At 62.4% G+C, this 23952-nt stretch carries 26 protein-coding genes; 10 read left to right on the top strand and 16 right to left on the bottom strand.

Features of this window, described 5'->3' with window-relative positions; translation table 11 throughout:
* Nucleotides 1-3: 3 nt before the first annotated feature.
* From PSCI_RS12865 to PSCI_RS12850, 4 genes are read right to left on the bottom strand one after another with little or no spacing between them, the layout of a single operon-like run.
* Nucleotides 4-1347, bottom strand: a complete 1344-nt coding sequence (locus PSCI_RS12865) for a hypothetical protein (RefSeq protein ID WP_045487270.1) — start codon at nucleotides 1345-1347, stop codon at nucleotides 4-6.
* Nucleotides 1340-1879, bottom strand: a complete 540-nt coding sequence (locus PSCI_RS12860) for a hypothetical protein (RefSeq protein WP_197540948.1) — start codon at nucleotides 1877-1879, stop codon at nucleotides 1340-1342. Before PSCI_RS12860 ends, PSCI_RS12865 begins: the two co-directional genes overlap by 8 nt.
* A gap of 55 nt (nucleotides 1880-1934) precedes the next feature.
* Entirely contained in the window at nucleotides 1935-2834 is a 900-nt protein-coding gene (locus PSCI_RS12855; RefSeq protein WP_045487267.1) for a LysR family transcriptional regulator, read from the bottom strand.
* A gap of 60 nt (nucleotides 2835-2894) precedes the next feature.
* A complete protein-coding gene (locus tag PSCI_RS12850; protein WP_045487264.1) occupies nucleotides 2895-3479 on the bottom strand; it encodes an NAD(P)H-dependent oxidoreductase in 585 nt (194 codons plus the stop codon).
* Between the two features lie 168 nt (nucleotides 3480-3647).
* Here PSCI_RS12850 and PSCI_RS12845 point away from each other — a divergent pair, with 168 nt between their 5' ends.
* Nucleotides 3648-3983, top strand: a complete 336-nt coding sequence (locus PSCI_RS12845) for a putative quinol monooxygenase (protein ID WP_045487261.1) — start codon at nucleotides 3648-3650, stop codon at nucleotides 3981-3983.
* Here the strand turns inward: PSCI_RS12845 and PSCI_RS12840 are convergent.
* Nucleotides 3937-4701: a sulfite exporter TauE/SafE family protein gene (locus PSCI_RS12840; protein WP_045494223.1), complete on the bottom strand. Its 765-nt coding sequence runs from the start codon at nucleotides 4699-4701 to the stop codon at nucleotides 3937-3939. The genes PSCI_RS12845 and PSCI_RS12840 overlap by 47 nt on opposite strands.
* A 173-nt stretch (nucleotides 4702-4874) precedes the next feature.
* On the opposite strand from PSCI_RS12840, the gene PSCI_RS12835 reads away from it, so the two are divergent.
* The 3 genes from PSCI_RS12835 to PSCI_RS12825 all read left to right on the top strand — a co-directional run bounded on the left by PSCI_RS12835 (nucleotide 4875) and on the right by PSCI_RS12825 (nucleotide 7093).
* Nucleotides 4875-5762 (top strand): LysR substrate-binding domain-containing protein, encoded by an 888-nt coding sequence (locus PSCI_RS12835; RefSeq protein ID WP_045487258.1) that lies wholly within the window; start codon nucleotides 4875-4877, stop codon nucleotides 5760-5762.
* A gap of 351 nt (nucleotides 5763-6113) precedes the next feature.
* On the top strand, nucleotides 6114-6317 hold the full coding sequence (locus PSCI_RS12830) for a DUF6124 family protein (RefSeq protein ID WP_052483395.1): 204 nt from the start codon (nucleotides 6114-6116) through the stop codon (nucleotides 6315-6317).
* Between the two features lie 83 nt (nucleotides 6318-6400).
* Nucleotides 6401-7093 carry a DUF1963 domain-containing protein gene (locus PSCI_RS12825; protein ID WP_045487255.1) on the top strand — a complete coding sequence of 231 codons (693 nt, stop codon included), beginning with the start codon at nucleotides 6401-6403 and terminating at the stop codon, nucleotides 7091-7093.
* Between the two features lie 6 nt (nucleotides 7094-7099).
* Here the strand turns inward: PSCI_RS12825 and PSCI_RS12820 are convergent, their stop codons facing one another.
* From PSCI_RS12820 to PSCI_RS12775, 10 genes are all read right to left on the bottom strand, one after another.
* Nucleotides 7100-7720, bottom strand: a complete 621-nt coding sequence (locus PSCI_RS12820) for a LysE family translocator (protein ID WP_045487252.1) — start codon at nucleotides 7718-7720, stop codon at nucleotides 7100-7102.
* A gap of 130 nt (nucleotides 7721-7850) precedes the next feature.
* Nucleotides 7851-9119 carry an OprD family porin gene (locus PSCI_RS12815; protein ID WP_045487249.1) on the bottom strand — a complete coding sequence of 423 codons (1269 nt, stop codon included), beginning with the start codon at nucleotides 9117-9119 and terminating at the stop codon, nucleotides 7851-7853.
* Nucleotides 9120-9316: 197 nt separating this feature from the next.
* Nucleotides 9317-10210, bottom strand: coding sequence for an aldose epimerase family protein (locus PSCI_RS12810; protein WP_045487246.1), 894 nt, complete (start codon nucleotides 10208-10210; stop codon nucleotides 9317-9319).
* 18 nt (nucleotides 10211-10228) lie between these two features.
* On the bottom strand, nucleotides 10229-11320 hold the full coding sequence (locus PSCI_RS12805; RefSeq protein ID WP_045487243.1) for a mandelate racemase/muconate lactonizing enzyme family protein: 1092 nt from the start codon (nucleotides 11318-11320) through the stop codon (nucleotides 10229-10231).
* Nucleotides 11317-12138 carry an NAD-dependent epimerase/dehydratase family protein gene (locus tag PSCI_RS12800; protein ID WP_045487240.1) on the bottom strand — a complete coding sequence of 274 codons (822 nt, stop codon included), beginning with the start codon at nucleotides 12136-12138 and terminating at the stop codon, nucleotides 11317-11319. The genes PSCI_RS12805 and PSCI_RS12800 overlap by 4 nt, the downstream gene beginning before the upstream one ends.
* A 30-nt stretch (nucleotides 12139-12168) precedes the next feature.
* The gene (locus PSCI_RS12795) at nucleotides 12169-13455 is read right to left on the bottom strand and encodes an MFS transporter (RefSeq protein WP_045487237.1); all 1287 of its coding nucleotides are present in this window, start codon (nucleotides 13453-13455) and stop codon (nucleotides 12169-12171) included.
* Nucleotides 13456-13558: 103 nt separating this feature from the next.
* The gene (locus PSCI_RS12790) at nucleotides 13559-13852 is read right to left on the bottom strand and encodes a Dabb family protein (protein WP_045487232.1); all 294 of its coding nucleotides are present in this window, start codon (nucleotides 13850-13852) and stop codon (nucleotides 13559-13561) included.
* Between the two features lie 10 nt (nucleotides 13853-13862).
* Nucleotides 13863-15278 (bottom strand): aldehyde dehydrogenase (NADP(+)), encoded by a 1416-nt coding sequence (locus PSCI_RS12785; protein ID WP_045487229.1) that lies wholly within the window; start codon nucleotides 15276-15278, stop codon nucleotides 13863-13865.
* The gene (locus PSCI_RS12780) at nucleotides 15278-15730 is read right to left on the bottom strand and encodes a nuclear transport factor 2 family protein (RefSeq protein ID WP_045487226.1); all 453 of its coding nucleotides are present in this window, start codon (nucleotides 15728-15730) and stop codon (nucleotides 15278-15280) included. Before PSCI_RS12780 ends, PSCI_RS12785 begins: the two co-directional genes overlap by 1 nt.
* A complete protein-coding gene (locus tag PSCI_RS12775; RefSeq protein ID WP_045487223.1) occupies nucleotides 15730-16542 on the bottom strand; it encodes a dimethylmenaquinone methyltransferase in 813 nt (270 codons plus the stop codon). The genes PSCI_RS12780 and PSCI_RS12775 overlap by 1 nt, the downstream gene beginning before the upstream one ends.
* 181 nt (nucleotides 16543-16723) lie before the next feature.
* Between PSCI_RS12775 and PSCI_RS12770 the strand changes: the two genes are divergently transcribed.
* Nucleotides 16724-18337, top strand: coding sequence for an IclR family transcriptional regulator domain-containing protein (locus tag PSCI_RS12770; protein ID WP_173426684.1), 1614 nt, complete (start codon nucleotides 16724-16726; stop codon nucleotides 18335-18337).
* 25 nt (nucleotides 18338-18362) lie between these two features.
* The gene (locus tag PSCI_RS12765; RefSeq protein WP_045487221.1) at nucleotides 18363-19301 is read left to right on the top strand and encodes an alpha/beta hydrolase; all 939 of its coding nucleotides are present in this window, start codon (nucleotides 18363-18365) and stop codon (nucleotides 19299-19301) included.
* Here the strand turns inward: PSCI_RS12765 and PSCI_RS28210 are convergent.
* Nucleotides 19256-19573, bottom strand: coding sequence for a hypothetical protein (locus PSCI_RS28210; RefSeq protein WP_052483393.1), 318 nt, complete (start codon nucleotides 19571-19573; stop codon nucleotides 19256-19258). The two genes, PSCI_RS12765 and PSCI_RS28210, sit on opposite strands and share 46 nt — an antisense overlap.
* 29 nt (nucleotides 19574-19602) lie before the next feature.
* Here PSCI_RS28210 and PSCI_RS29970 point away from each other — a divergent pair, with 29 nt between their 5' ends.
* The 4 genes from PSCI_RS29970 to PSCI_RS12745 all read left to right on the top strand — a co-directional run bounded on the left by PSCI_RS29970 (nucleotide 19603) and on the right by PSCI_RS12745 (nucleotide 23898).
* Nucleotides 19603-19731 (top strand): hypothetical protein, encoded by a 129-nt coding sequence (locus tag PSCI_RS29970; protein ID WP_269451206.1) that lies wholly within the window; start codon nucleotides 19603-19605, stop codon nucleotides 19729-19731.
* 91 nt (nucleotides 19732-19822) lie between these two features.
* Nucleotides 19823-20356 carry a sigma-70 family RNA polymerase sigma factor gene (locus PSCI_RS12755; protein ID WP_045487216.1) on the top strand — a complete coding sequence of 178 codons (534 nt, stop codon included), beginning with the start codon at nucleotides 19823-19825 and terminating at the stop codon, nucleotides 20354-20356.
* Nucleotides 20353-21315: a FecR domain-containing protein gene (locus PSCI_RS12750; protein ID WP_052483392.1), complete on the top strand. Its 963-nt coding sequence runs from the start codon at nucleotides 20353-20355 to the stop codon at nucleotides 21313-21315. The genes PSCI_RS12755 and PSCI_RS12750 overlap by 4 nt, the downstream gene beginning before the upstream one ends.
* A gap of 129 nt (nucleotides 21316-21444) precedes the next feature.
* Nucleotides 21445-23898, top strand: a complete 2454-nt coding sequence (locus PSCI_RS12745) for a TonB-dependent siderophore receptor (protein ID WP_052483391.1) — start codon at nucleotides 21445-21447, stop codon at nucleotides 23896-23898.
* Nucleotides 23899-23952 lie beyond the last annotated feature (54 nt).

The following is a 23952-nucleotide window of genomic DNA, read 5'->3' as shown; positions in this document are numbered from 1 at the left end:
TGCTCAGACATCCCTGGAATGAACCGAACGCACCTGATAGGGGACTTTCGGTTCAATCACCGTGTTTTCCAGGTAACCGTGATTTAGAAGCAGGGCCTCTACAGTTTTCTCGCTGACATCAAAATGAAGAGCAGCTTGTTCACGAGAAGACTCTGAAAAATTCCCGACCAAATAATCAACCAGAGCGTCGACGGGACACAGAAACTCCGCGGCAAAGGCCCGCTGGAACTGCTGCTGTGCGGTAGCCAGATCAGTAGACACCTTCCAATAGCTACGGCTTTGCGCAGCCTCGTACAGGCTGGCGATGAAGCGGGCATATTCAAAGCGCCTGGCAACCGGATGTTTTTTGCGCGGTATCAGGCTTATTGATCCAGGCACGGATGTTTTCAGGACTGAGACACTCTGCCGATCAGCCACAGTAAACCTGTCGACCTGTTTCTCGGATACCCCCAGCAGTTGATACAACTCAAGGTCATCAATCGGCCGGTTCGCGTTATCAAGTGCAGCACGCAATTGCTTCGCAGCCGTCTCAGCCTTTTTCCAGGGCAATGCTGATACCGGTGTTGTGAAAGCTGGCAGCTCTGGCCTTCCTGAAATTCCAGGTTCCGAGTTCAGTTCCTGAATCAAACGAACCCCTTTCGCTCTCTGTGCTCCATGCAGTCCGATAAGAGGCGCCAACTCCCTCATGGCGTCTGGCCCCGTCGCCTGCTGCAGCCACAAAACTTCATCGAGCGTCGGCGCAGGACATTGCTCAGGGTCATAACCCATTTGCGCTTCCAGCACTCTGCGTTGCAAGGCCGCAGAGTCGTCCCGATCCTGGCAGACGTAACTCCAGAGTTGAGCAAGATCGCTATCTGGAAGGCCCATCGCATCAAGGCGTCCTATGACACTCTCGATAAACCCTGCGGCGCAGTTCTGGAAAGCGCTCAATGTCACGACACCTGGAGCGTCCAGACCGTACAAATAACGTACCGACTGATCTTGCCGGGCATTTTGCTCAGCCCAGATCTTCACTCCCTCTCCATCAGACGCCACGATCACCCGAGGCCAGACATAGCCATGATTGGCGGCTCCGAGCTCATGACTCATGCGCCAATCCAGCGAGGGACTGACTCCGGCTTCAGGCAAGGTCTCGTGACTGAGCCGCCACCATGACGAGGCCAGCCAAAGCGCCAAGGGATACGCAGACACGAGCACCGAGTCACTTATCGTGCGTGACCATATGCCCTCATTGCGGGTCAGGCATGTATCGGCCATCTGGAGTTTAAATTGCCCGGTGGTCGCACGAAGTACTGGATCACCCGAGCCGGGAGAAGACCACTCGATGGAAAAACTCAAATCATTCATGGCACCTCCAGCGGTCTAGAACCTCAGCAGCCAAGGGATCGCTATCAGGCATGGGATATCCGTGGTAGCGGCCTGTTTGCGGATTCTCAAGCTGCGCCTCAAGCGCAATGCCACCTTCTGCGACCGACCAGATATTCTTTGGCCAGCCGTTTTCCACTCTATCGCTGACGAGGCCCTTTTCCACGCCTTTTTTCAGTAATGCCAGGGCGACGTCGCGGGAGAAAATTTTCGCGACATCACACAGCGACTTGCCTTGTCGAGGATCAGCCGGAGGCGTCAGACCAAAATCGCCTGGATTTTTCTTGTGCTCCGGATTACCGCCATACGAAATAAGCCTGGCCCACGCTTGCAGGTGGCTTGGGGAAAACACATCAAACGAGGCAATCCGTCGCTTCAAATTAAATCTGTTATACCGTGTTTTCATACACATCCTGCCTGGTGCATCAACGATGCAAACGCTGATTGGCAGATCATCCGGGCTTTGATTTACCCAAGTGATCATTGACTTGATGGTATCCAGAATGATCCGCATGAGCACCGCCCTCAGGCCGATTCAAAAGCAGATACGTTGTGTAAGAATTTTCTATTCAACGACACGCATACACCGCCAGCTTCTCCTGCATGAAATCCAGAAAGCACTGAATCCGCAGCGCCAGTTTGGAGTTGCGGTAGTACACCGCATTGATCGGCTGGCGATAACCGTTGTTGATATCGGCCATGATCGCAACCAGCCGGCCTTCGCGCAGGTCTTGATGGGTCATGAAGTGCGACAGGCAGGCAATCCCTTCGCCGGCCAGCGCCAGGTGGCGCAAGGTGTCGCCACTGGACGCCGCAATGGTCGGCTGAATCGGCAGGCGGTCGCCACCGGCATGGCGTAACGGCCAGTTATTGAGACTGTCGACCTGGGTAAAGCCCAGCAGGCGGTGCTGCCTGAGGTCATCAACAGTGGTCGGCCTGCCATGGCGCTCGAGGTAAGCCGGGCTGGCAACGATGTTCAAAGTGCAGCAACCCAGTGAGCGGGCGTGCAAGGTCGAGTCGCTCAACTCACTCAAGCGAATGGCAATGTCGGTGCTTTGCTCCAGCAGGTCGATGAACCAGTCGTTGCTGGTCAGCTCCAGCTGGATATCCGGGTACAGGCGGCGAAACTCGCCCACATGCGGCACCACGCAATGCAGCATGAACGGCGAGGCGGCATTGACCCGCAGACGCCCGGCCGGCTTTTGCCGCGACTGGGTCAGGTGTTCTTCGAGACTGAGCATTCGCTCAAGAATGTCCCGCGCCTGAGCGAGAAAGAATCGCCCCTCCTCGGTCAGGTCCATGCGCCGCGTGGTGCGATTGAGCAGCGTGGTGTCCAGCTTGCTTTCCAGCCGGCTGAGCGTACGGCTAACCCCCGACGGCGTCAGCCCAAGCTGTTCGGCGGCAGCGGAAATCGAACCGCTGTCGATCACGGCAACGAACACCTGCAACTCATCAGACCTGGCTTTCATGCTGCCTCCCCTGCTCAAGAGAGAGGATGGTAGCGCTGACTGGCAGGCTGATGAATGCGCTCAAACGCCAAACACCTCGCTCAGATGAGCTTCATAACGCTGCACATCGCCCTCAATATCCGGCCGCTTCATCACATCCACCGCCAGGAAGGTCGGCAGCGGCTGCATGCCCAAGAACTGGTTGGCCTTGTGGAACGGCAAGTACACCGCGTCCACGCCCTTGGCTTCGAAGAAATCGGTCGGGTCGTCGAAGGCTTGCTGCGGGGCGTTCCAGGTCAGCGACAGCATGTACTGCTTGCCATGCAGCAGACCACCGCTGCCGTATTTCTGCGACGCATCCGATCGGGTCCGACCGTCATTGGCGTACAGGCTGCCATGACCTTCGGTGAACACTTCGTCGACGTATTTTTTCACCGTCCACGGCGCCCCCATCCACCAGCCGGGCATCTGCCAGACAATCACGTCAGCCCAGAGAAATTTCTGCACTTCCTCGGCCAGCTCGTAGCCGCCGTCGATAAAGGTTTCCTGCACATCAAAACCGGCGCGGTCCATATGGGCCAGCGCGGCCTGGTGCAGGGTTGCGTTATAGCGGCCATCGGAGTGGGCGAACTGTTTGCCGCCATTCAAGAACAGAATCTTTTTCATGGTCAGAACCTTTGCCTGTCGGCACATAATCAGTGAATGGGCCGCAGAATAGACAGGTGCAGCAGCGCGACCAAGACCCGCCGGGGCAAATGACCTTTGCTTTAAAGTCACGAATTGCACAGTGATTACTGAATTAAAATCGGCTCACTGTCTATCGAGGAGATGCTCATGAGCGAGCCCGTCAGCTTCATCGTCTACGCCCATACCCGCCCGGAAAAGTCCGCCGAGTTCGCCGCGCTATTCAGCAGTTACGTCGCTGCCAGCCGCCTTGAGCCAGGCTGTATCGAGTACCACATGCTGCGCGACCGGCAGGACCCGAGCCTGTTCATGTTCTTTGAAACCTGGGCAAGCCAAGCCCACCTGGATGTGCACGCCGCACAACCGCACATGACCCGCTTCGCCGAGCAGCGCATGGACTACCTGACCCGTGACTTCGACTTCCGCTTCGCCGACGTGCTCAGCCCTGCACCAACAGATGCAGACCCAGTGCAGCCATCCCGATAAAGAACACGCGCTTGAATACCACGGTGCTGATGCGCTGGCGCAGCCACTGGCCAAGCCACATGCCCAGCAAGGCCGGCAGCAGCGCCAGCCAGGAGGCGCCCAGTTCGGCGCCACCCAGCGCCCCGCTGCCGGCCAGCCCCGCCGCCAGCGCCAGGGTCGAGACGGTGAACGACAGGCCCAACGCTTGCACCAGTTGATCGCGCTGCAGCCCCAAGGCTTGCAGGTACGGCACGGCCGGAATCACAAACACCCCGGTGGCCGAGGTCACGATACCGGTCAGCCCACCGCACAACGGTCCCAGCCAGCGCTCGGCGCTGGCCGGCACCTTGAAGGCCGGTAACAACAGCCCGCTCAGCGCATAGACACACAACGCAGCACCCAAGGCATGCGTCATCCACGGCCCGGCATTGATGCCCAGCCACCATGACCCCAGCCCGGTACCTACGGCAATCATCAATAGCATCGGCCATAAACGCTGGAGCAGCCCGCGCAGATGCCCGCCATTGGCCAGTTGCCAGACGTTGGTCACCGTGGACGGAATGATCAGCAATGCCGCCGCCTGCGCGGGCAACATCGCCAGGCCCAGCAGCCCCATCGCCACCGTGGGCAGGCCCAGACCAATCACCCCCTTGACCGCACCGGCCAGCAAAAAAGTGCCGACCACCAGCGCCGTCAAGGCCCATCCCAGGTTCTGATAAAACTCGATCAATGCGTTCATGGGCACAGCATGGCTCAGGCCAAACAGGTTGAACATCTGGCATATACTCAGCCAGCCTCAGGCCAAGCCTGAGGCTGAGCCCTGCAACGCAACCCCCAGCGCTGCCAGACAGCCCAAGGTAGTGATCCAGGCCCGTGCATGTCTCCCACATCTCCAATGACCCGGAATTCCCCATGCGCTTCGATCTCACCGACCTGCGGCTTTTCCTCAACATCCTGGAAACCGGCAACATCACCGCCGCGGCCAGCCGCAGCCATTTGTCGCTGGCCTCGGCCAGTGCCAGGGTGCGGGCCATGGAAGGATCGCTGAACAGCGCCTTGCTGGAGCGCAACCGGCGTGGCGTTACCCCGACCCCGGCCGGCAAGGCCCTGGGGCGGCATGCGCGGCTGATCCTGCAACAGGTCGAGCGGCTGCAAGATGAGCTGGCCGATTACGCCCAAGGCTTCAAGGGCCAGATCCGCCTGCTGTGCAACACCTCGACCCTGAGCGAGCACCTGCCCGAAGTACTGGCGGACTTTCTGGTCAGCCACCCGCATATTGATATTGATCTACAGGAACACCCCAGCCTGCGCATCCTCCACGCCCTGCGCCACGGCAGTGCCGATATCGGCATCGTCACCGATGCAGTCGACGCCAGCGACCTGCAGACCCTGCACTTTCGCGCCGACCCGCTGGCGTTGCTCATCCCGGCCGGCCATCCACTGGAGCAGCACGACAGCCTTCGTTTCAGCCAGACCCTCGACCATGAGTTCGTCGCCCTCGCCGCCACCAGCGCGCTGGGCATCTACCTGGAAGAGCAAGCGCTGCACGCCGGCAAACGCCTGCGCATCCGGGTGCGTGCCGAAGGCGTCGACGGGGTCTTGCGCATGGTCGCCCACGGCGCTGGCCTGGGCATCGTGCCCCAGGCGGCAGTGGACCGTTGGCAGGGGCCACACGGCTTCAGGGCCGTGCGCCTGGCGGATGACTGGGCAGACCGCCAGTTGCGACTGTGCGCGGTGGATTTCGCCGCGTTGCCGGGGTATGTGCGTGAGCTGGTCGAGGTCCTGGCAGCGCCCCGCTGAACGAGGCGCCAGGCAAATGCGTTACTTCAGCTCACACAAAAGCACGCGCCGCAGCCCGTTCTGGCAGGCGTTTCCCTTTCTTTCGTACGAAGTTTCCGAGAAAATCCCGACCGCTTGCATGTGTCAATTTCGGCCACTAGGCTGCGTTCGTCGCTGAAAAAACAGCGATCGGGTTTAGCAGCCTGACGAGATCATTGAGACATGCAAGCTGCCATTTATGGCGGCTTCGCGTGGGGCACCTTCGGGTGCGCCGGTCTTTCTCATGATCTCCCGGTCTGCTAACCCGCGTCGAAGCCGCCACCCTTGATCGTTTAGCAGCGATTCAGCGGTGGCCCCAACGAGGATCATGAGATGAATAAAGCAGTCCCCGACCCACCCAGCCTGGAAGACTCGATGGTCTACGTACTCAACGTGCTGCGCTGCGCCGCCGCCACCGCTTACGAGACCGCTGACAATCTGAGTGGCACCCAACGCGACCTGGCCTTTTCCACCCATCACCTGATCGACCTGGCCTGCCGCGTCGCCGACGACGCCTTGAGCCGGGTCGCCACGTAGCAACCGCTTCAGCGGCGAACGGCAGGGCGAACCTTCGCCGCTCACACGGTTCCTATCGGGGCACAGACACACAAGGAATCAGCATGGACATCCAGGACATCAAACGCCAGTTGGCAAAACCGGCGACCCGATTCGAAGCCGGCGGCTTTCGCCCGACCGATTCGCTGCAAGAAAGCTGGCTGGGCAAGGTCTTTCTTTACCGGCCCGATGAACAGATCCCCACCAATGCCGCCGGCCAGCCGCTGATTCCCTATGCGCAGTTCTACCTGCCGGCCCTGCCCTACGTCAGCCCGCTGCTGGACGGCGTGAACGTCATGACGGTGTTCATCAGCGAGCCTTTCCCCGACGGCGAAGAGCCCATGGGCGAGAACTGGCTGATCCGCGAATACACCGCAGACGATCAACTGGTGCGCAAAGACCTGAGTGTCGACACCTTTCTCAAGCCATTTGCGCTCAAGGCCACTCTGGTGGAGGCTGACTACCCGCTCTGGGATGGTGGCGGCGTACCCAGAGCGCTGGAGCTTGAAGTGCTCAAGCTGGAAGACGACGGGGTGATCGAGAGCTACTACGACCTGATTGACCACACCTACGACCACAAGATCGGCGGTTACCCCTCGTTCTGCCAGTCGGGTATCGATCCGGGCGACGACTACGAGTTCGTGTTCCAGATCTCAACCGACGACAAAATCCAGCTCAACGTGATCGACAACGGCAGCCTGATGTTCTGGAAGCACAAGACCACCGGTGAGTGGTTTCTGTACTACGACTTTCACTAAGCTGCATCAGCGTTTGCTGAACGCCAACCGCGCCGCAAACAGCATGAAGATCACCCCGGTGGTGCGGTCCATCCACTTGATCACCGCCGGCTTGCGCAGCACCCCGGCCAGCGGCTGGGTCGCGCCGATCAGGCTCAGCGACCAGACCAGCCCCAGCACCACATGAATGCCCACCAGGCCGAAGGTCCAGGCCACCAGCGGCTCGCCCTGGGGGATGAACTGCGGCAGAAACGACACGTAGAACACGCCGATTTTGGGGTTGAGCAGGTTGCCCAGCAGGCCCTTGAGGAACCAGTTGGTCTGCTTGCCGCCCTCGCTGGCGGCCGGCGCAATGTGCGTGCGCGGGCGCAGCAGCATGTTCGCGCCCAGCCAACACAGATAGGCCGCGCCGCAGTATTTGAGGATGTTGTAGGCCAGCTCCGACACCGCGATCAGCGCGCCGAGACCGAAGGCCACGGCCGCGCCCCACAGCAAGCAGCCCACATTGATGCCGAGCGCAGCGCGCAAAGCTTGCTGTTTGCCCTCAACGGCGGCGGTGCGCAGGATCAGCGCGGTGTCCAGGCCGGGGGTGATGGTCAACAGGGTGGCAGCGAGGGTGAAGGCGATGAGGTTATCGGCGAGGGGCATGGCTCGGGACTGCGCAGGATGGGAAAGTGCGCAGGTTAACACGACGCCATTATTCCACCGTGACAGCCGCTTTAGCGGCGATGCTTTCGCCGCTAAAGCGCCTACGGGGTTTGCTCACAACCTGACAGAATTACAACAACGGCAATGTATACGAAACAATAAAGCGGTTCTCATCGCGCCGTCCGGTCACGTCACCCACCAGTTCCACATTGCGCAGCCTGAAACTGACATTTTTGAACGTGCCGCTCTGCACGGTGTAAGTCAGGTCGATATTACGCTCCCATTCCTCGGCGTCGCGGCCCTGGTATTTGAAGTTGTCGCCATGAACATAACGGGCCATGGCCACCAGGCCAGGCACGCCTACGCCGGCAAAGTCGAAGTCGTAGCGGGCCTGCCAGGAGCGTTCGTCAGCGCGGTCAAAACGCAGCACCTGGACGGCGTTGGCCGCCGCTGGCAGGTCGGTGTCGTGCATGAATGGCAAGGCGCTGCCACCGGCGTTGTACTGGTAGCCGAGGCGGAACGTCTGCGGGCCGAGGCCTGCCGAAAGCATGGCCGAGGGCATGCGGCTGTCGAGCTTGCCGGCCATTTCTTCGCCCGCTTCACGGGTGTACATGTAGTTGAGCTGGGCACCGAGTTTCCAGTCACCGAGTTGCTTGTTGAGGGTGCTAGTGATCAGGCTCTGCTGATACACATCCTTGAGCTCGCCTTGCCAGACGCCGACCGAGGCGTCCGGGGTGATGCGCCAGGTCGCGCCGCCGTAGGTGAAGCGCTCGCTCTCGACGGTCCAGTAGTTGCCGACCTGAATCTTGCGCGCGCCAGCGAACTCGCGGTAGTTCACCCGGTTGACGCTGCCCAGGTCAAAGTCGAGGTTGTCGAACTCGCGCACGCTGAGCATCGCGCCTTCGAAGAACTGCGGCAGCAGCCGCGCATCGCCGGCCTGAAGAATCGGCAGTTTGGGAAACAGGCCACCGACTTTCAGTTCGCTTTTGGAGATCTTCATCTTCACCGCTGCAGTGGCTTCGGAGTATTCGTCCACCGAGCGCGGGTCGGCGTTACGCGCCTGGCCGGCATGCTTGTAGGCGCCGGGCAGTAACGCCGAGCCGCTGCGCGACGGCGAGGAGTCGAGTTTCAGGCCAAGACCTGCGTATACGTCGACGCCAAAGCCGATAAAGCCTTCGGTGTAGCCCGATTGCGCCTTGAAAATAAAGCCTTGGGCCCACTCTTCAATTTTCGATTGCGCCGGTTTGGTGGAGTCGCGCAAGTCGTGGTTGTAGTAGAAGTTGCGTGCGGTGATCGAGGCTTTGCTGTCGCTGATGAAGTCGGCGTGGGCGCTCAGGGGCAGGCTGGCGATGGCCAGAGTGAGTGGCGCAAGGTGCAGTTTTTTATGCGTGTTGTTCATGTTTTTTATTCTTCTTTAGTTGTGGTGGACAGCGTTGTTCAAGGCGAGCGAAACCGCCGCCCCTGACTGTTGGGCGTTGTGATGAGGGTTGTTACCTGGGGTGGATCAGGGATTATTGGCAGTGCTTTGCACTGCGTTCGCGGGCAGAGCTGCCTCCCACGAATCCGCTGGGAGGCAGCTTGCTGCCAAGCCTCTGCTCAACGATCCGTCCATTGAAAACAGACCTGACTGCTGAAGTTCTCACCCGGTGTAATCACCTGGGTGCCGGTGCTTTCATGCCCCAGCCTTGCAGCCAGATTAAAGCCATTGGCCAAGTGCGAAACCGGTTCCAGACACAGGTAATCGACACCCGCCGGGCCGAACACCACCAAGTGATCGAGCTCACTGCCAGCCTTGATGCTCAGCTGGCCTTGTGGATAACTCACCGACGCCTCACCCCCCCATTGCGACAGATAATCGGCCCAGGTTTGCGTGGCCCAATCCTGCGGGGTGATCGAGCGACGTTCTTGCCCTTGGGTAAATGCCCCACTGGCGAGGTAGTCCGGCGTGATCGCCCACTGGCGCTGGCTGTTAAAGGCCACCTGCATCTGTGGATAAGCATTGAGGTAGGGGTGCAGCCCCATGCCGCCCGGCATCGGCGTTGCGCCGTTGTTGATCAGTACCAGCTTGATCGCCAGCTCTGCGCCGCGCAGTTCGAAGTGTTGTTCGGCGCGAATTGGCCAAGGCCAGTGCGCGCCACTGTATTGCAGACTCAGCACTGCGGTGGTGTCGGACGCCGACTCGACGGTCCAGGCCAGGGTATGGCTGACGCCATGCAAGGTGTGCGGCATGGCGTCGGGGTGGACCGGCAGCGTATGACGCTCACCTGCAAAGTTCAGCGTGGCATCAGCGATCCGGTTGGAATACGGAATCAGCGGGTAAATGCCGCCACGCGGCCAGTTCAGCGGGTCAAACGGCAGGCTGGCGTCAATCGGCTTGAACACGTCCAGGCCATGCTTGCGCACCAGCAGGCGCCCTACCCGGCCACCGGATTCGGGCAGCAGGTGCAGGGTCAGGTACTCGTTGTGCAGGATCACTTCAGCTTGGGCCATGACCTTTCCCCTCTTTAATCAGGCGCGCCGGAACCGCTGGAAAACGTCCATGTCGATCTGCTGGCCCAGCCCCGCGGCCTGCGGAATGTCGAACAGACGCCCGTTGCGAATGCCTTCGATGTCGTACAGCCAACCTTGCGGCTCGACAAACAGGTACTCGATCTGCGCCACACTCGGCTGCGCGGAGGCCAGGTGCAGGCTGGCCAGAAAACCCGGGCCGAAGTACGGGCAATGCGGCAACACCGGGGTGTCGTACTGCTCGGCCAGGCGGGCGATGCGCAGGCATTCGCTGATGCCGCCGACCTTGGTCACGCTGGGCTGGATCGAATCCACGGCGCCGGCCTTGAGGGCGTTTTCGAACTGCACGGCGGTGCACCAGTTTTCCCCGGCCGACAGTGCGACACCCTGGCCACGGAAGCTGTTAAGGGTGGCGAAGTCTTCCGGCGGAAAGATCGGCTCTTCCAGCCAGGCCAGGTTCAGGTCGCGCAGGGCCGGCAGCCAGGCGCGGGTGTCATCCACCGACCAACTGCAATTGACGTCGGTGGCCAGCGGCACCTGATCGCCGATTGCGCTGCGGCAGGCGGCGATTTGCGGCAGCGTGACCTCATGCAGCTTGATGTCCGTGAAGCCCATGTCCAGGGCCTTTTCGCAGATCGCGGGAGCCACTGCGTTGTCGGCATAGCGCACCAGACTGGCGTAGGCCTGGATCTGCTTGCGCGGCTGCTCGCTGAACAGCTGGTGCAGCGGCACGTCTTGGCGCTGCGCGGCGAGGTCCCACAGCGCGATGTCCACGCCGGAGATCGCGAAGGTGGTTACGCCGTAGCGGCCGAACAGGTGCAATTGCTGCTGGGTCTTGAGGTTCCAGGCCGGGATGTCAGTGATGGTTTGGCCGACCAGCACCGGCGCGATCAGCCGGTCGATGGTCGCCTTGGTGGCATCAGCGGTGAAGTAACCAAACGCCTCGCCCCAGCCCACATGGCCCTGATCGTCTTCGATACGCACCAGCACGTTTTCCAGGGTGTGCCAGGTGGTCGGGGTGATGCCCTTGCCTTTACCTCCATCAACGAAGGGAATTTCGACGATGAAGGTTTCGATCTTGCGAATGATCATTGGGCCTCTCCAGAACCGGACAACACACTGACCAGCGGACTGACCGCGTAGGCACCACCCAGGAACTGACGGCCCGAGGTTCCGGCGTCCATGGCGTCGAAGGCGAGAAAGTTCGCTGCCAGGAAGTCCTGGGCGTTGTCCTGTGGCCGGTAGCCCAGCGAACGCGCGTGATGATTGCTGAAGAACGCCTGTGGGCACTCCGACACGCCGTAGACCACGTCGTAGTTGATGGCCGGATGTTCCAGACCGATGCGCACCAGTTGCTCCAGGTCCCGGGCGCTGGTCCACAGCCGCAAACGGCGGGCATCGCTGACACGCGGGTCGGCGTTGCCGATGCGGATCACCAGGGCGCCCATGCCGGTGCGCTGTGCATACGTGGCGCAGGCGGCTTCACCAAACACCTTGCTGATCGCGTAGTAGCTGTCCGGCGCGATGGGCAGATCGTCGTAGACCTCATGGGCATCGGACGGGTACTGGCCCAGCACGTGATGGCTGCTGGCGAAGATGAACCGCTTGACCTGCGCAGCGGCGGCAGCTTCAAGCAACTGCAGGGTGGCGTCGTAGTTGGGTTTGACGGTGCTGTCGTAGCGAATGTCAGTGCCATGCGCGCAGGCCAGGTGCAGCACTGCATCGACCCCTTTGACCGCTTCCACCAGGTCCTGGGTGCGGGTCAGGTCGCCGACGAAGCCGGTTTCGTTGTCGGCCAGATCGGTGATCGGCAAACGATCGAACAGGCGCAGCGCGTAGTCCTTGCGCAACAGTGGACGAAGAGCGGTGCCGACGATGCCGGCGGCGCCAGTGATGAGCAGGGTCTGCATGGCAGCCTCCTTATATTTCGTTAGACGGTGTCAGGCTGGCGACAGGGCCGCTGTTTTGTTCTTCGCTTCACCGACAAACAGCGCCACGATCAGCGCGCCGACGATGCCCAGCGCACCGGCCAGAGCGAAGCCGCTGGAGTAGGTGCCGGACGATTGGATGATGAAGCCGGTGGCGGTCGGGGCGACGATGCCGGACAGGTTGGCCAGGCCGTGCATGAAGCCGCCCGCGGTGCCGACCTGATGATCAGGCACGGCGTCCTGGATCAGCGACCAATAGGCTGGCGCGGTGAGCATCAAAAAGCCCACGGCGACGGTCATTACGATCACGCACTGGGTCACGCCATCCACCTGACCGGTCAGGCCGATGCAGCAGGCCGCGATCAGCAGGCAGGTGACCAGCACCACTTTGCGCGAGAACAGGCGTTTTTTGGTGCGTTTGTAGATGGTGTCGATCAGCACGCCACCGGCCAGGAAGCCCAGGGTGCCCACCAGCCAGGGCAATGCGGTGACGATGCTCATGGATTTCAGGTCGATGCCCTTGGCGTCAATCAGGTAGCTGGGAAACCAGGTCATGAAAAAGTACAGAATGTAGTTGTAGCAAAACAGCGAGATCCCGGTGACCAGCACCGAACGCTGGAAGATGATTTCCATCACGGGGGTACGCGGCGCATTCTCGGTGGTGGTGACCGGCACTTCACGCTCGAAGTTGATCTCGGCCAGCTCTTCGGGCGACACCTTCGGGTGCTCGACCGGGGTCGAAGTCGCCATGCGATACCAGCAGATGGCCCAGACCACACCAACGGCAGCGATGATCACAAACGCTGCGCGCCAGCCCAGCCACAGGGCCAGGAAACCGACGATGGGACCGGCCAGGGCGCCGCCCAACGGGCCGCCCGCCTGGTTGATACCGATGGCACGGGCCCGCTCCTTGATCGGAAACCAGCTGTTGACGGCCTTGTTGGCGGTGGTCGACACCGGGCCTTCACCCACGCCGAACAGGGCACGGACGATCAGCAGCGACCAGAAGTTGAAGGCCAGCGCCGTGGTGCCGCACAACACCGACCAGAAGCTCATGGCGTACGTCAGCACACGCTTGGGGCCGTAGCGGTCGGCCAGGTAGCCGCCGACGAAGCAGAACAGCGCGTAGCCGAAGAAGAAGCTACTGAAGATCATGCCTTTTTCAGCCGGGGTCAGGTGGTATTCCTGAGTGATGAAGGGCATGGCGATGGACAGTGCCGCGCGATCCACATAGTTGATCACCATGGCGATGAACAACATGGTCAGGATCGTCCAGCGGTAATTCTTTTTCTTATGCATAACGGATCTCCGTCCGGCGCACGCGTAACGCGCCAGTTATTGTTGTTGTAGTGTCCGTCGCAAAGCGCGTGCAGTGACAGGCCACTGCACGCGTTTAACGACTTTACTCGGTGTAATCGACGGCCGCCCACTCGAAGTACGTTTTCAACTCCGTGACCAGCGCGACATGCGCCGGGTGAGGCAGATAACGCTGTACCGCTGCGGCGTCGTCGAAACTCGATTCGAGCAGGTAGTCCCAGCAGATCGGGCGATCCAGCTCGTTGGCCGATACGCGCCAGGCGCGGATGAAGTCGATTTGCTTTTCGAGATCACGCATGCCTTGAACCAGCGCGGCTTCCCGTTCAGGATTCCTGTCCAGCCCCGGCAGGCGGCGGAACATCACCAGATGCTTCATCATCAGCGCGCCCTCAGTTGCCCACGACCCAGGCCGGAGCATCCTGCAGCGCTACCGGGCGCAGGAAGCGCTGGAGTGCGGCATAGCCCACGGACGTGGTCTGTGGTTGGGTTGAGGCTGGCCATGGCCCGCCATGCTGCTGCGCGGCGGTGACCGCCACGCCGGTCGGCACGCCGCCGAACAGCACCCGGCCGGCGATCTTGCGTGCCGTGCGGTAGATAGTGCGGGCCTGTTCATCAGCCTGCTCGAAGCCCCACAGGGTAGCGGTCAGGGTGCCACCGATGGCTTCCAGTACCTGATTGATCTGCTCTACCGAAGCGGCGCGAACCACCACAGCCGCAGGGCCAAACACTTCTTCACGCAAATGCACGTTGTCGATAAACGCCTGGCCGCTGACTTCGAACAGCCGTGGAGCCGGGCCTTGGGTGTCGGCGGCAGGCTGGAACAGCGCACGGGTTTCAGCCGCCTGTTCAAGCTGCGCCACGCCATGCTCGAAGCCCTTGCGCATGCCGTCGGTCAGCATGGCGTGGGTGCTCAGGGGTTGCAGTGCGGTGGCCAGGTGGTCGACAAAACGGTCGCTGGCAGCCCCTGGCAGCAGCACAATCACGCCAGGGCTGGTGCAGAACTGACCGCAGCCCATGGTGATCGAACCGGCCAGGGTCTTGGCCAGGCTCTCGCCGTCGCGCTCAAGCACGTGCGGCAAGGCGATCAGCGGATTGATCGAACCCAGCTCGCCGAAGAACGGCACCGGCACCGGCCGTTCGTTGGCTGCACGCCACAGCGCGGTCCCGCCACCGAACGAGCCGGTGAAGGCCACGGCAGCAATCTGTGGATGCTGCACCAGGTAAGTGCCAGCGGCGCGACTGGCGCCATCGACCAGGCCGATCAGGCCGGCTGGCAGACTCTGCGCCTTGAGCACACCCTGGGCGATGTCGAACACGGCCCGCGACAGTTGCGGGTGGCCCGAGTGGGCCTTGACCACTACCGGGCAACCGGCGGCCAGCGCCGAGGCGGTATCGCCCCCGAGTACCGAGAAGGCAAACGGGAAGTTGCTGGCCGAAAACATCGCCACCGGCCCCAGCGGTTCACTGACCCGGGTCAGGCGTGGGCGACCGGCAGGCGGCGCACCGGCAATGGCCTCATCGTCGACAACGGCGTAAGGCACGCCGTTGCGCACTTCAGTGGCGAAACCGCGCAACTGGAACGCTGTACGTGCCACTTCACCATTAAGGCGACCAGCGCCCAGATGGGTTTCTGCATCGGCGAGGGCCACCAATTCAGCCTGATGGGCTTCCAGAGCCTGGGCCAGGCCGTCGAGCAGTGCGGCGCGCAAGGCCGGGGTCGAAGTGGCCCACAGCTCGGCAGTGGCGGCACTGGCAGCCACCACCTGGTCAATCTGTTGCAGCTCTGGCGAGTTGTTGGCAGCCATCATTTGTCTCCTGTCGCCGGGCCGAGGTGGTAGCCACGGCCGCTGTAATCGAAGTCCACCAGCTCGTTGATCTTCAAGTCCTTGTCCGCCGGCGAGGCGTAATAGGCGCGAATTTCTTTGATCAGGCCGCTGTCCTTGTCGAAGATGTACCACTCGTCGCCGCGCAGCGCGGTGCCCAGCTTGCCTTTCCAGTGGGTCCACTCGATCACCGCTTCGTCGCTGTCATGGCTGACCAGAATCTTCTCGATGGTCCACTGCGAACCGAGGTTCTCGACGCACCACACCCACTTGGCGGCGATGGTTTCAGCGCTGCGCCATGGCACCTCCGGCAGGCCGGCCGGAAAGTAGTGCACCGCGTCAGGGGTGAAGCAGGACACCAGCTTGGCGAAGTCGCCTTCATTGCAGGCGTCGAAATAGCGGCGAATGGTCTGGGCGTGCTTGTGCTCGGTCATTACGGGTTCTCCTTGTTGCCAATGACGCTCGGGATCGGCTGGCGGCCAGCGGCGATCCAGGCGTGGTACTGGGCCACGGTTTCCGGGCTGGGCGGGTACACCCCCCACAGCGCTTCGCCGGCGGCGATGCGCATGGCCAGGTAGTTCTCCAGGTCGTCCTGCACCGAGCAGTACTCGGCAACTTCTTCAGCCAGATGCGCCGGAATCACCGTCAGGCCATCGGCATCACCCACGATCACATCACCGGGATAAACCGCCACGCCGGCGCAACCGATCGGCACCTGCAGGTCGGCCACGTGGTGGTAGGAGATACGGGTGGTGGCGGTCACTTCACGGGCATAGGCCGGCAGCGGCAGTGCCGCGACCTCGCTGCCGTCGCGCAGGGCGCCGTCGGTGATGATCGCCTTGGCACCGCGAGCGATCAGGCGGGTGACCAGAATGTTGCCGGCCGAGGCGGCACGCGGGTCGTTCTGGCTGTCGATCACCAGCACATCGCCCGGCTGCACCTGCTCTACCCCCTGCCATTGCAGGTTGTCGCCGTTGGGTTTGGTGGTCATGGTGCCGTAGGTGTCGATGTCTTCACGGGCAGGAATGAAGCGCATGGTGTAGGCACGACCAGCAAACGGCTTGATGTCCTTGCTCAGCGCACGCAGCCCCACCAGCGCCGGCTGACGAAAACCCAGCTTGAACAACTGAGTGGTCAACGAACCACTGCTGCAGGTCGCCAGCTTGGCCAGCACGGCGTCGCTGACCACCACTTTGCGCTTGGCGGAATCTTCATGGCTGTCGGCGTAATGGTGGATCTCGGTCATTGTTGTTCTCCTGCACGGTTCGAAGACCCCGTCATGACCTTCCCGGTAAAAATTCCCAATATGCGGGAATCATAGAAAGGCTTCGGGGCCAAGGTGAGTGCGATGCTAGAGACAGATTGACTTGCTGAAAACGCCGTTTATGCTGCGACAACTTGTCCGTTCCAATCAGTGGGAATTTCTGATGAGCACAGCATCTGAAGGCACCGGCGCCCTGGAAAAAGCCATGGATGTACTGGAAGCCGTGGGTTCCAGCCCCAGCGGCCTGTCCCAGGGCGAACTGGCGCAGAGCCTTGGTCTACCGCGTACCACGCTGTACCGAATCATCGCCACGCTGATCGAACGCGGCATGATCCGCCGCGACCCGGTACGCAAGGTCTACCGCCTCGGGTTCCGCTATATGGAACTGGTGCGCAATGCCTACCTGATGCCCGACCTGGTCGCCGCCGCCAGTTTCGAGCTGCGCGCCCTGCGTGACCTCACCGGCGAGACGTCATACCTGGCGGTGCTCGATGGCAACCAGGTGATGTCGCTGGAACGCTGCGACGGTGCCCACACCCAACGCTCATCGGCCAGCCTCGGGCAGAGCAAGCCGGTGTACTGCACCGGCCAGGGCAAGGCGATTCTCGCCGCCATGGACGAGCAATCGCGGGAAGAAATTCTCAAGGGCCTGACCCTCACCCCACTGACGCCACTGACCCTGGTCGACCGTCGCCGCCTGAACGCCGAATTGCGTATCACCCAGGTGCGCGGTTACGCCATCGACAACGAAGAAATCCGGATGGGCGTGCGCTGTGTGGCAGCGGCGATTCGGGACAGCTCGGGCAAGGTCCATGGCGCACTGAGCGTGGCCGGCCCGTCTTACCGCCTGACCCTGGAGCGCCTGGAGCTGCTCGGCCCGGAGTTGGCCGAGGCGGCGCGGCGGGTGGGCGCGCAGTTGTCGGAGACGACGATAAAAATCAACGACAACGAACTGGAACTGGTCGACGGCCCGTGGTCGTTCCATGGCGCCTTCGCGCGCTGGAGCGAAGCGCGCCAGGCGCTGTTCTGGGCCGATACCCTGGCCCCGGCGATCCGCATTCGTGACCACCAGGGCGACCGGGTTTTCGCCCGCTTCGACGCACCGATTCACGGCCTGGAACTGCACCGCAACGGCTTGCTGGTGAGCCACGCCCACGGCTGGTCGCTGCTCGATGAGCAGGGCAAGGAGCAGCCGCTGGCCAACTGGCCCGGCAAGCAGTTACTGGCCCTGGCCAGCCACCCCGACGGCAGCCTGTGGGCCAGCATAAAAACCGCCAGCGGCTGCAGCCTGGGTGAACTCAACCCGCAAGGCGAACTGCGGGCGGCCTGGCAGTTTCAGGAGCCCATCGGCAGCTTCTGCTGGGACGCCGAAGGCGCCTCGGTGTATGCCGTGGGGCCAGAAACCGGCACATTGTTCGTGATGCGCCGCGACGCCGCCAACGTGCGCCGGCTGGCAAGCCTGCCCAAAGGCTCTGGCAGCCCCAGCGGTATAGCACTGGACGCCGAAGGCGGCGTATGGACCACCTTGCGCGACGGCTGGAGCCTGGTGCGCTTTGGCCCCGACGGCGCGCTGGACCGCATGATCGGCCTGCCGGTGCCTGGCCCGATCGACCTGGCCTTTGCCGGGCCTGACAAAGACACCCTGTACATCACCAGCTCGCGCCATGACCTGCCCATGGAAACCCTGAGCAATGCCCCGGCCTCCGGGCATTTGCTGCGCCTGGATCCCGAACTCAAGGGCGTTACTGCCCACGCCTGCCATTGGGGCACGCGCTGATTCACTTTCTTCAAGGACCCGAACCATGAGCTTTCACGACCGCATACCGCTGTGCCCCGAGATCCTCGACTTTCTCGCCACCAGCCGCCGGATCGGCGCCAGCGACGGCAGCCTCGAAGGCGGCCGCGAGGCATTCCTGCGCGTCTGCCGCCATTTCACCCCGCCACGCCCGGACGGCTGGCAGGTCACGGACTTGCAGGTAGACGCACTGCCGGTGCGCCTGTACCTGCCGCTCGCACAAGCCCCGAGCGGTGGCTGGCCGGTGCTGCTGTACCTGCACGGCGGTGGTTGGGATCATGGCCATCTGGACACCCACGACTGGTTCGCCCACGCCATCGCCCGGCGGTTGAAGATTGCGATTGTCGCGGTGGCCTATCGGCTGGCGCCGGAGCATCCCTTCCCGGCCTCGCTGGATGACAGCCTGAGTATTCTGCACGCCATTCGCGCCGGCCGGCTGAGCGATGCCCTGAACCCACAACGCATAGTGGTGGCCGGCGACAGCGCCGGCGGCGCCCTGGCCGCCGGGCTATGCGTGAGATTGCGCGATCAGGGCCAAGCCCAGCCGCTGGGGCAGGCGCTGCTGTACCCGGTACTGACTACCCACAGCCATCAGCCCTCGGCCAGCCTGTACTTCGATGCACCGTCGCTGTCGGTCGAGTCGCTGGCCGGTTGCCTGTCACGTTACCTGCCTGACCCCGCGCTGCGCGAACATCCGTGGGCCATGGCCCTGCACGCGAAAAGTTTCGAGGGCCTGGCACCGGCATTCATCGGCGTGGCCGAACACGACATTCTCTACAGCGAAGGCCTGCACTACGCCGAGCGCCTGCGCCAGGACGGTACGTCGGCAACGGTGCATGTGGGCAAGGGCATGGTGCACGGCAGCCTGCGCGCCATGGGCGTGGCCGAGGTGGAGCGGTTTTATGACGCGCTGGCGGCGGCGATCGAGGGGTTTGTGCGGGGTTGAGGCCTGGGCAGCTTCACTGGCAATACCTGCGCCACGCCAAACACCACTTCCATCACGGTAAATGCCAACAGCAGAAAACTGGCGCCCTGTGTCACGGCATACACCTGCCAGACGGCGAACAATCCCCTGGCCAGCGCATCGTACCAACCCACCTGCCGGGTGGGATGGTGCCAGCGCCATAGCGACCAGACCACCACTGCGCTGCCCAACAAATGACGAACAGCATGAAGCTGGCGTCGGGCTGCGGCACCGGCCGCTGCTGTGGTGCGCACCACAGGACTCCGGTGAGCAGCTGGCGCAGTTGTTCCAGGAAAAGATCGCCGTGCTGGATGAGCGCATTGCGCAGATGCAGATGCTGCGGGCGGCGCTTGTCGAACGGGCCGGGCAGCAGTGTCCTTTGCACGCCCCTGCGATTGACGACAACGGCTGATCGGGATGGCCGGTTGCCTGACTGCTGCCACGTACGCTAATTTAGAAAACAATTATCATTTGCGTATTTTTCCGGCGTCCTCTCCCCTGCCATGACCTCACCTTCCGATAACGCCCACAGCGCACAAGTGGCCAACCTGTATCTGCAAAACCATGACTGGATCAAGCAGTGGATCACCCGCCGCCTGGGCAATGCCAGCGACGCCGCCGAACTGACCCACGACGTGTTCGTGCGCCTGCTGGCGCAGCCACGCAGTTTCGACAGCGACCAGCACGCCCGCGCTTACCTGAGCCGGGTGTCACGGCATTTGTGCATCGACTTCTGGCGCCGCCGACAGCTGGAGCAGGCATGGCTCGAAGCGTTGCAACAGCGCCCGGACCTGCGCGCGCCGTCTGAAGAACACCAGGCCATCGTCATAGAGACACTGCTGCAACTACAGACGATGCTGCAACGCCTGCCAGACAAGGTCGCCGAGGCGTTCGGCCTGTCGTTGCTCGAAGGCCTGGGCTATCGGGAAATCGGCGAGCGGCTGGGGGTCAGCGAGCGCATGGTCACCAAGTACATGGCCCAGGCGATGTTCCAGTGCGCGCTGTTGCAGGCCGAACTCGACGGAGCACTGAGGTGAGCGACGCCAGGCTGGAGCACGCCACTCTGCAACAGGCTGCCGACTGGTTCGCGCGCCTGCAAGGCGCCAGTGACGATGCGCAATTGCAGGCCGCGTGGCGCGACTGGCTGCACGCCAGTGAGCAGCATCGTCAGGCCTGGCACTACATCGAAAGAGTCAGCCAGTCGTTCGCCAGCCTGGGGGCCCAAGGGCCGGCCGCTCATCAGACACTGCTCGACCAGCGCCGCAGCAAGCACGGGCGACGCCAGGTGCTCGGCCAGCTCAGCGTAGTGGGCGGTATCGTGCTGCTCGGCGGGCTTGGCTGGCAGCAGGATTGGCACCAGCGTCTGCCGCTGGTCGGCGCACGCTATCGCAGCAGCAACGAGTTGCGCCACGAGCGATTGGCCGATGGCAGCCAGATATGGCTCAACGCCGGGACCGCGCTGGATGTCGAATTCGATGGCCGGCAGCGCCGCTTGCGCCTGTATGCCGGTGAGGTGCTGATCGACACCGGCAGCGATCCGCGGCCGTTCCAGGTGCAGACCCGCGCCGGCGTGCTGATACCGCTGGGCACGCGCTTCAGTGTGCGCCAACAGGGCGGGCAGACCCTGCTCAATGTCTTTGCCGGCGCGGTGCAGGTGCGCTGCGCCAACCATGGGCAGCACGCCGTGGCGGCGGCCGGGCAGAGCCTGAGCTTCGACGCCGACACCTTGGGTACACCAGGCAGCGCACTGGCGCAGCGCGAAGCCTGGAGCAAGGGGCTGCTGCTGGCCGAGGACATGACGCTGCAGCAGTTCATCGCCGAACTGGCGCCCTGGCGTCACGGGCATCTGGGCGTTGCCCCCGAGGTCAGCCAATTGCGGGTGATGGGCAGTTTCTCGCTGCGCAACACCGACCAGGCGCTGGCGCAGTTGCAGGAAGCGCTGCCGGTGCAAGTGGTCAAGCGTTTCGACTGGTGGGTGACGGTAGAGCCGCGCTGAGTGCAAGCCGCTGCCTGAAAAAATTGTCCCGTCGCAGTTCCGGTTTTCATCGCAGGTTCGGATTACCAGATAACAAGGTGATAACAACCTTCTGCCATCCGACATTCTGCGCTGTGCCAAGGAGCCGCCATGCCTCGCCATTCCTTCCTCCCGACCCCGCTGCTATTGGCCATGAGCCTGGGCGCCAGCTGCCTGCTGGCACCACTGCCAGCGGCACTGGCCAGCGAGCAGAGTCCGGTGCAGGGCTTCGACATTCCGGCAGGACCGCTGGCCACCCAGCTCAATGTGCTGGCCGCACAGACCGGCCTGTACCTGGCAGCCGATGCCAGCCTGACCCGTGGCCGTCAGAGCCACGCGGTCAAAGGCCTGCTCAGCGCCGAGCAAGCCTTGCAGCAAATGCTGACCGGCACCGGCCTGCAGGTGGTGCGCCGCGAAACCGGGCGTTTCCAGTTGCTACCGGCCGTAGAGAACAACGCAGCGCTGAACCTTGACGCCACCACCATCTCCAGCCACACCCTGGCACAGGACACCGACAGCAGCGGTACCTACACCGTCGGCAACAGCCGCAGCGCTACGCGCATGAACCTGTCGCTGCGTGAAACACCACAATCGGTCAGCGTGATGACCCGCCAACGCATGGATGACCAAGGCCTCAACGACATCACCAAGGTGCTGGAGCAAAGCCCGGGGCTGTCGGTGCAGAGCCTGGGCAGCGAGCGGTTCAATATCTATTCACGCGGTTATTCGGTGGATAACTTTCAGTTCGACGGCCTGCCGACCACGCTGGATATCGTCAGCCAGGTGTCGGCCCAAAGTCTGGCCGACATGGCCATCTACGACCGCGTCGAAGTGCTGCGCGGCGCCACGGGGCTGCTGACCGGGGCCGGTGATCCCTCGGCGACCATCAACCTGGTACGCAAGCGCCCCACCGCACAGTTCCAGGGGCATCTGTCCGCCGGGGTGGGCTCGTGGAACAAATACCGCAGCGAAGTCGATGTGTCCGGGCCGCTGACCCCCACCGGCAATCTGCGTGGCCGCAGCGTGGTCGCCTACCAGCAGAACGACAGCTACATGGACCACTACCATCAGGAAAAGCAGGTGTTCTACGGGGTGTTTGAAGCGGACCTGAGCGACAGCACCCTGCTCACCGCCGGCATGGATTACCAGAAAAACAAACCCGAGGGCTCGTCATCGGTGGCCTTTCCGCTGTTCTACAGCAACGGCACGCAGGCTGACTTTTCCCGCGACACCAACAGCGCCAGCCGCTGGAGCAGCAACCGGCAGAACATCCTCAACAGTTTTCTGACCCTGGAACACAAACTGGCCGGTGACTGGACGCTAAAGGCCAGTCTCAACCAGATGTACATCGACCGCGAGTACAGCCTGGCCACCGCCAGCTGGGGCTTCCCCGACCCTGTCAGCGGGGCTGGCGTGCGCCTGTATGGCGGCGCAGGGAGCACCTGGCAGAAGCAGACCAGTGTCGACATCCAGGCCCAGGGCCCCTTCGAGCTGTTGGGCCGCAGTCACGACCTGATCGTCGGCTACAACTACTCGAAATTCGACAACCGCCACGACCCGCTGCGCGGCACTGCCATCGAAGGCACGGCGGTCAATGTCTACACCTGGAACAACTACACCTCACGGCCGGTCACCCACCTGGGTCAGTTGTACGACGGTGACACCACCATCTATCAGCGTGGCACCTACCTGGCAGCCCGCTTGCACCCGACCGAACAGCTATCGGTCATCCTCGGTGCCCGCGCCAGTGACTACGACTACACCTATGACCTGAGCTACATGCTGACCCCGGCGCGCAACAGCACCACCACCTACAAGGAGTCCGGCGTGGTCACGCCCTATGCCGGGGTGGTCTATGACCTGAACGACGAGCACTCGGTGTACGCCAGCTACACCAACATCTTCAAACCGCAGAGCGTACGCGACAGCAGCGGCGCCACGCTCAAGCCACGCGAGGGCGACAACTACGAGATCGGTTTCAAGAGCGAACTGCTCGACGGACGGCTGAATACCAGCATTGCCGCCTTCGAAATCCGCCAGGACAACCTGGCCGAAGTCGACCCCGGTCAGGTGATCCCCGGTACCACCAGCGCAGCGTATCGGGCCGTAAAAGGTGCCAGGACCCGTGGCTTCGAAATGGAAGCCAGCGGCGACCTGACCCCTGACTGGAACCTCAACGCCAGTTACAACCACAGCATTACCAAGAACGCCGACGGCGAGCGGATCAACACGGTGGCTCCGGCCAACATGTTCAGGCTGTTCAGCACTTATCGCCTGCCGGGCGAACTGAATCGCCTGACACTGGGCGGCGGGGTCAACTGGCAGAGCGGCATTCACTTCACCGCCACGCCATCGGATCTGGGCAGGACGGTCAAGGCCACCCAGGACGCCTATGCGGTGTTCAACCTGATGGGGCGCTACCAGATCACCGACCAGCTCTCGGCAACCCTGAACATCAACAACCTGTTCGACAAGAAGTACCTCAGCGCCCTGGACACCACGTTCTATAGCGGTTACTACGGTGAACCGCGCAATGTGATGCTGTCGACCCGCTACCGGTTCTGACAGGCTGTTGACGCTGGCAGCAGGGTGCGAAAAATTGCCACAGGGGCGGCAAAG

The sequence above is a fragment of the Pseudomonas sp. StFLB209 genome (genome assembly GCF_000829415.1).
In the GTDB taxonomy this organism is placed as follows: Bacteria; Pseudomonadota; Gammaproteobacteria; order Pseudomonadales; family Pseudomonadaceae; genus Aquipseudomonas.
This window is presented reverse-complemented; position numbering and strand designations above follow the sequence as displayed.

Bases quoted from the DNA above. Each gene is read 5' to 3' on its own strand.
- PSCI_RS12865 (WP_045487270.1), bottom strand. From the start codon at position 1,347: ATGAATGATTTGAGTTTTTCCATCGAGTGGTCTTCTCCCGGCTCGGGT.
- PSCI_RS12860 (WP_197540948.1), bottom strand. From the start codon at position 1,879: ATGCGGATCATTCTGGATACCATCAAGTCAATGATCACTTGGGTAAAT.
- PSCI_RS12855 (WP_045487267.1), bottom strand. From the start codon at position 2,834: ATGAAAGCCAGGTCTGATGAGTTGCAGGTGTTCGTTGCCGTGATCGAC.
- PSCI_RS12850 (WP_045487264.1), bottom strand. From the start codon at position 3,479: ATGAAAAAGATTCTGTTCTTGAATGGCGGCAAACAGTTCGCCCACTCC.
- PSCI_RS12845 (WP_045487261.1), top strand. From the start codon at position 3,648: ATGAGCGAGCCCGTCAGCTTCATCGTCTACGCCCATACCCGCCCGGAA.
- PSCI_RS12840 (WP_045494223.1), bottom strand. From the start codon at position 4,701: ATGAACGCATTGATCGAGTTTTATCAGAACCTGGGATGGGCCTTGACG.
- PSCI_RS12835 (WP_045487258.1), top strand. From the start codon at position 4,875: ATGCGCTTCGATCTCACCGACCTGCGGCTTTTCCTCAACATCCTGGAA.
- PSCI_RS12830 (WP_052483395.1), top strand. From the start codon at position 6,114: ATGAATAAAGCAGTCCCCGACCCACCCAGCCTGGAAGACTCGATGGTC.
- PSCI_RS12825 (WP_045487255.1), top strand. From the start codon at position 6,401: ATGGACATCCAGGACATCAAACGCCAGTTGGCAAAACCGGCGACCCGA.
- PSCI_RS12820 (WP_045487252.1), bottom strand. From the start codon at position 7,720: ATGCCCCTCGCCGATAACCTCATCGCCTTCACCCTCGCTGCCACCCTG.
- PSCI_RS12815 (WP_045487249.1), bottom strand. From the start codon at position 9,119: ATGAACAACACGCATAAAAAACTGCACCTTGCGCCACTCACTCTGGCC.
- PSCI_RS12810 (WP_045487246.1), bottom strand. From the start codon at position 10,210: ATGGCCCAAGCTGAAGTGATCCTGCACAACGAGTACCTGACCCTGCAC.
- PSCI_RS12805 (WP_045487243.1), bottom strand. From the start codon at position 11,320: ATGATCATTCGCAAGATCGAAACCTTCATCGTCGAAATTCCCTTCGTT.
- PSCI_RS12800 (WP_045487240.1), bottom strand. From the start codon at position 12,138: ATGCAGACCCTGCTCATCACTGGCGCCGCCGGCATCGTCGGCACCGCT.
- PSCI_RS12795 (WP_045487237.1), bottom strand. From the start codon at position 13,455: ATGCATAAGAAAAAGAATTACCGCTGGACGATCCTGACCATGTTGTTC.
- PSCI_RS12790 (WP_045487232.1), bottom strand. From the start codon at position 13,852: ATGATGAAGCATCTGGTGATGTTCCGCCGCCTGCCGGGGCTGGACAGG.
- PSCI_RS12785 (WP_045487229.1), bottom strand. From the start codon at position 15,278: ATGGCTGCCAACAACTCGCCAGAGCTGCAACAGATTGACCAGGTGGTG.
- PSCI_RS12780 (WP_045487226.1), bottom strand. From the start codon at position 15,730: ATGACCGAGCACAAGCACGCCCAGACCATTCGCCGCTATTTCGACGCC.
- PSCI_RS12775 (WP_045487223.1), bottom strand. From the start codon at position 16,542: ATGACCGAGATCCACCATTACGCCGACAGCCATGAAGATTCCGCCAAG.
- PSCI_RS12770 (WP_173426684.1), top strand. From the start codon at position 16,724: ATGAGCACAGCATCTGAAGGCACCGGCGCCCTGGAAAAAGCCATGGAT.
- PSCI_RS12765 (WP_045487221.1), top strand. From the start codon at position 18,363: ATGAGCTTTCACGACCGCATACCGCTGTGCCCCGAGATCCTCGACTTT.
- PSCI_RS12755 (WP_045487216.1), top strand. From the start codon at position 19,823: ATGACCTCACCTTCCGATAACGCCCACAGCGCACAAGTGGCCAACCTG.
- PSCI_RS12745 (WP_052483391.1), top strand. From the start codon at position 21,445: ATGCCTCGCCATTCCTTCCTCCCGACCCCGCTGCTATTGGCCATGAGC.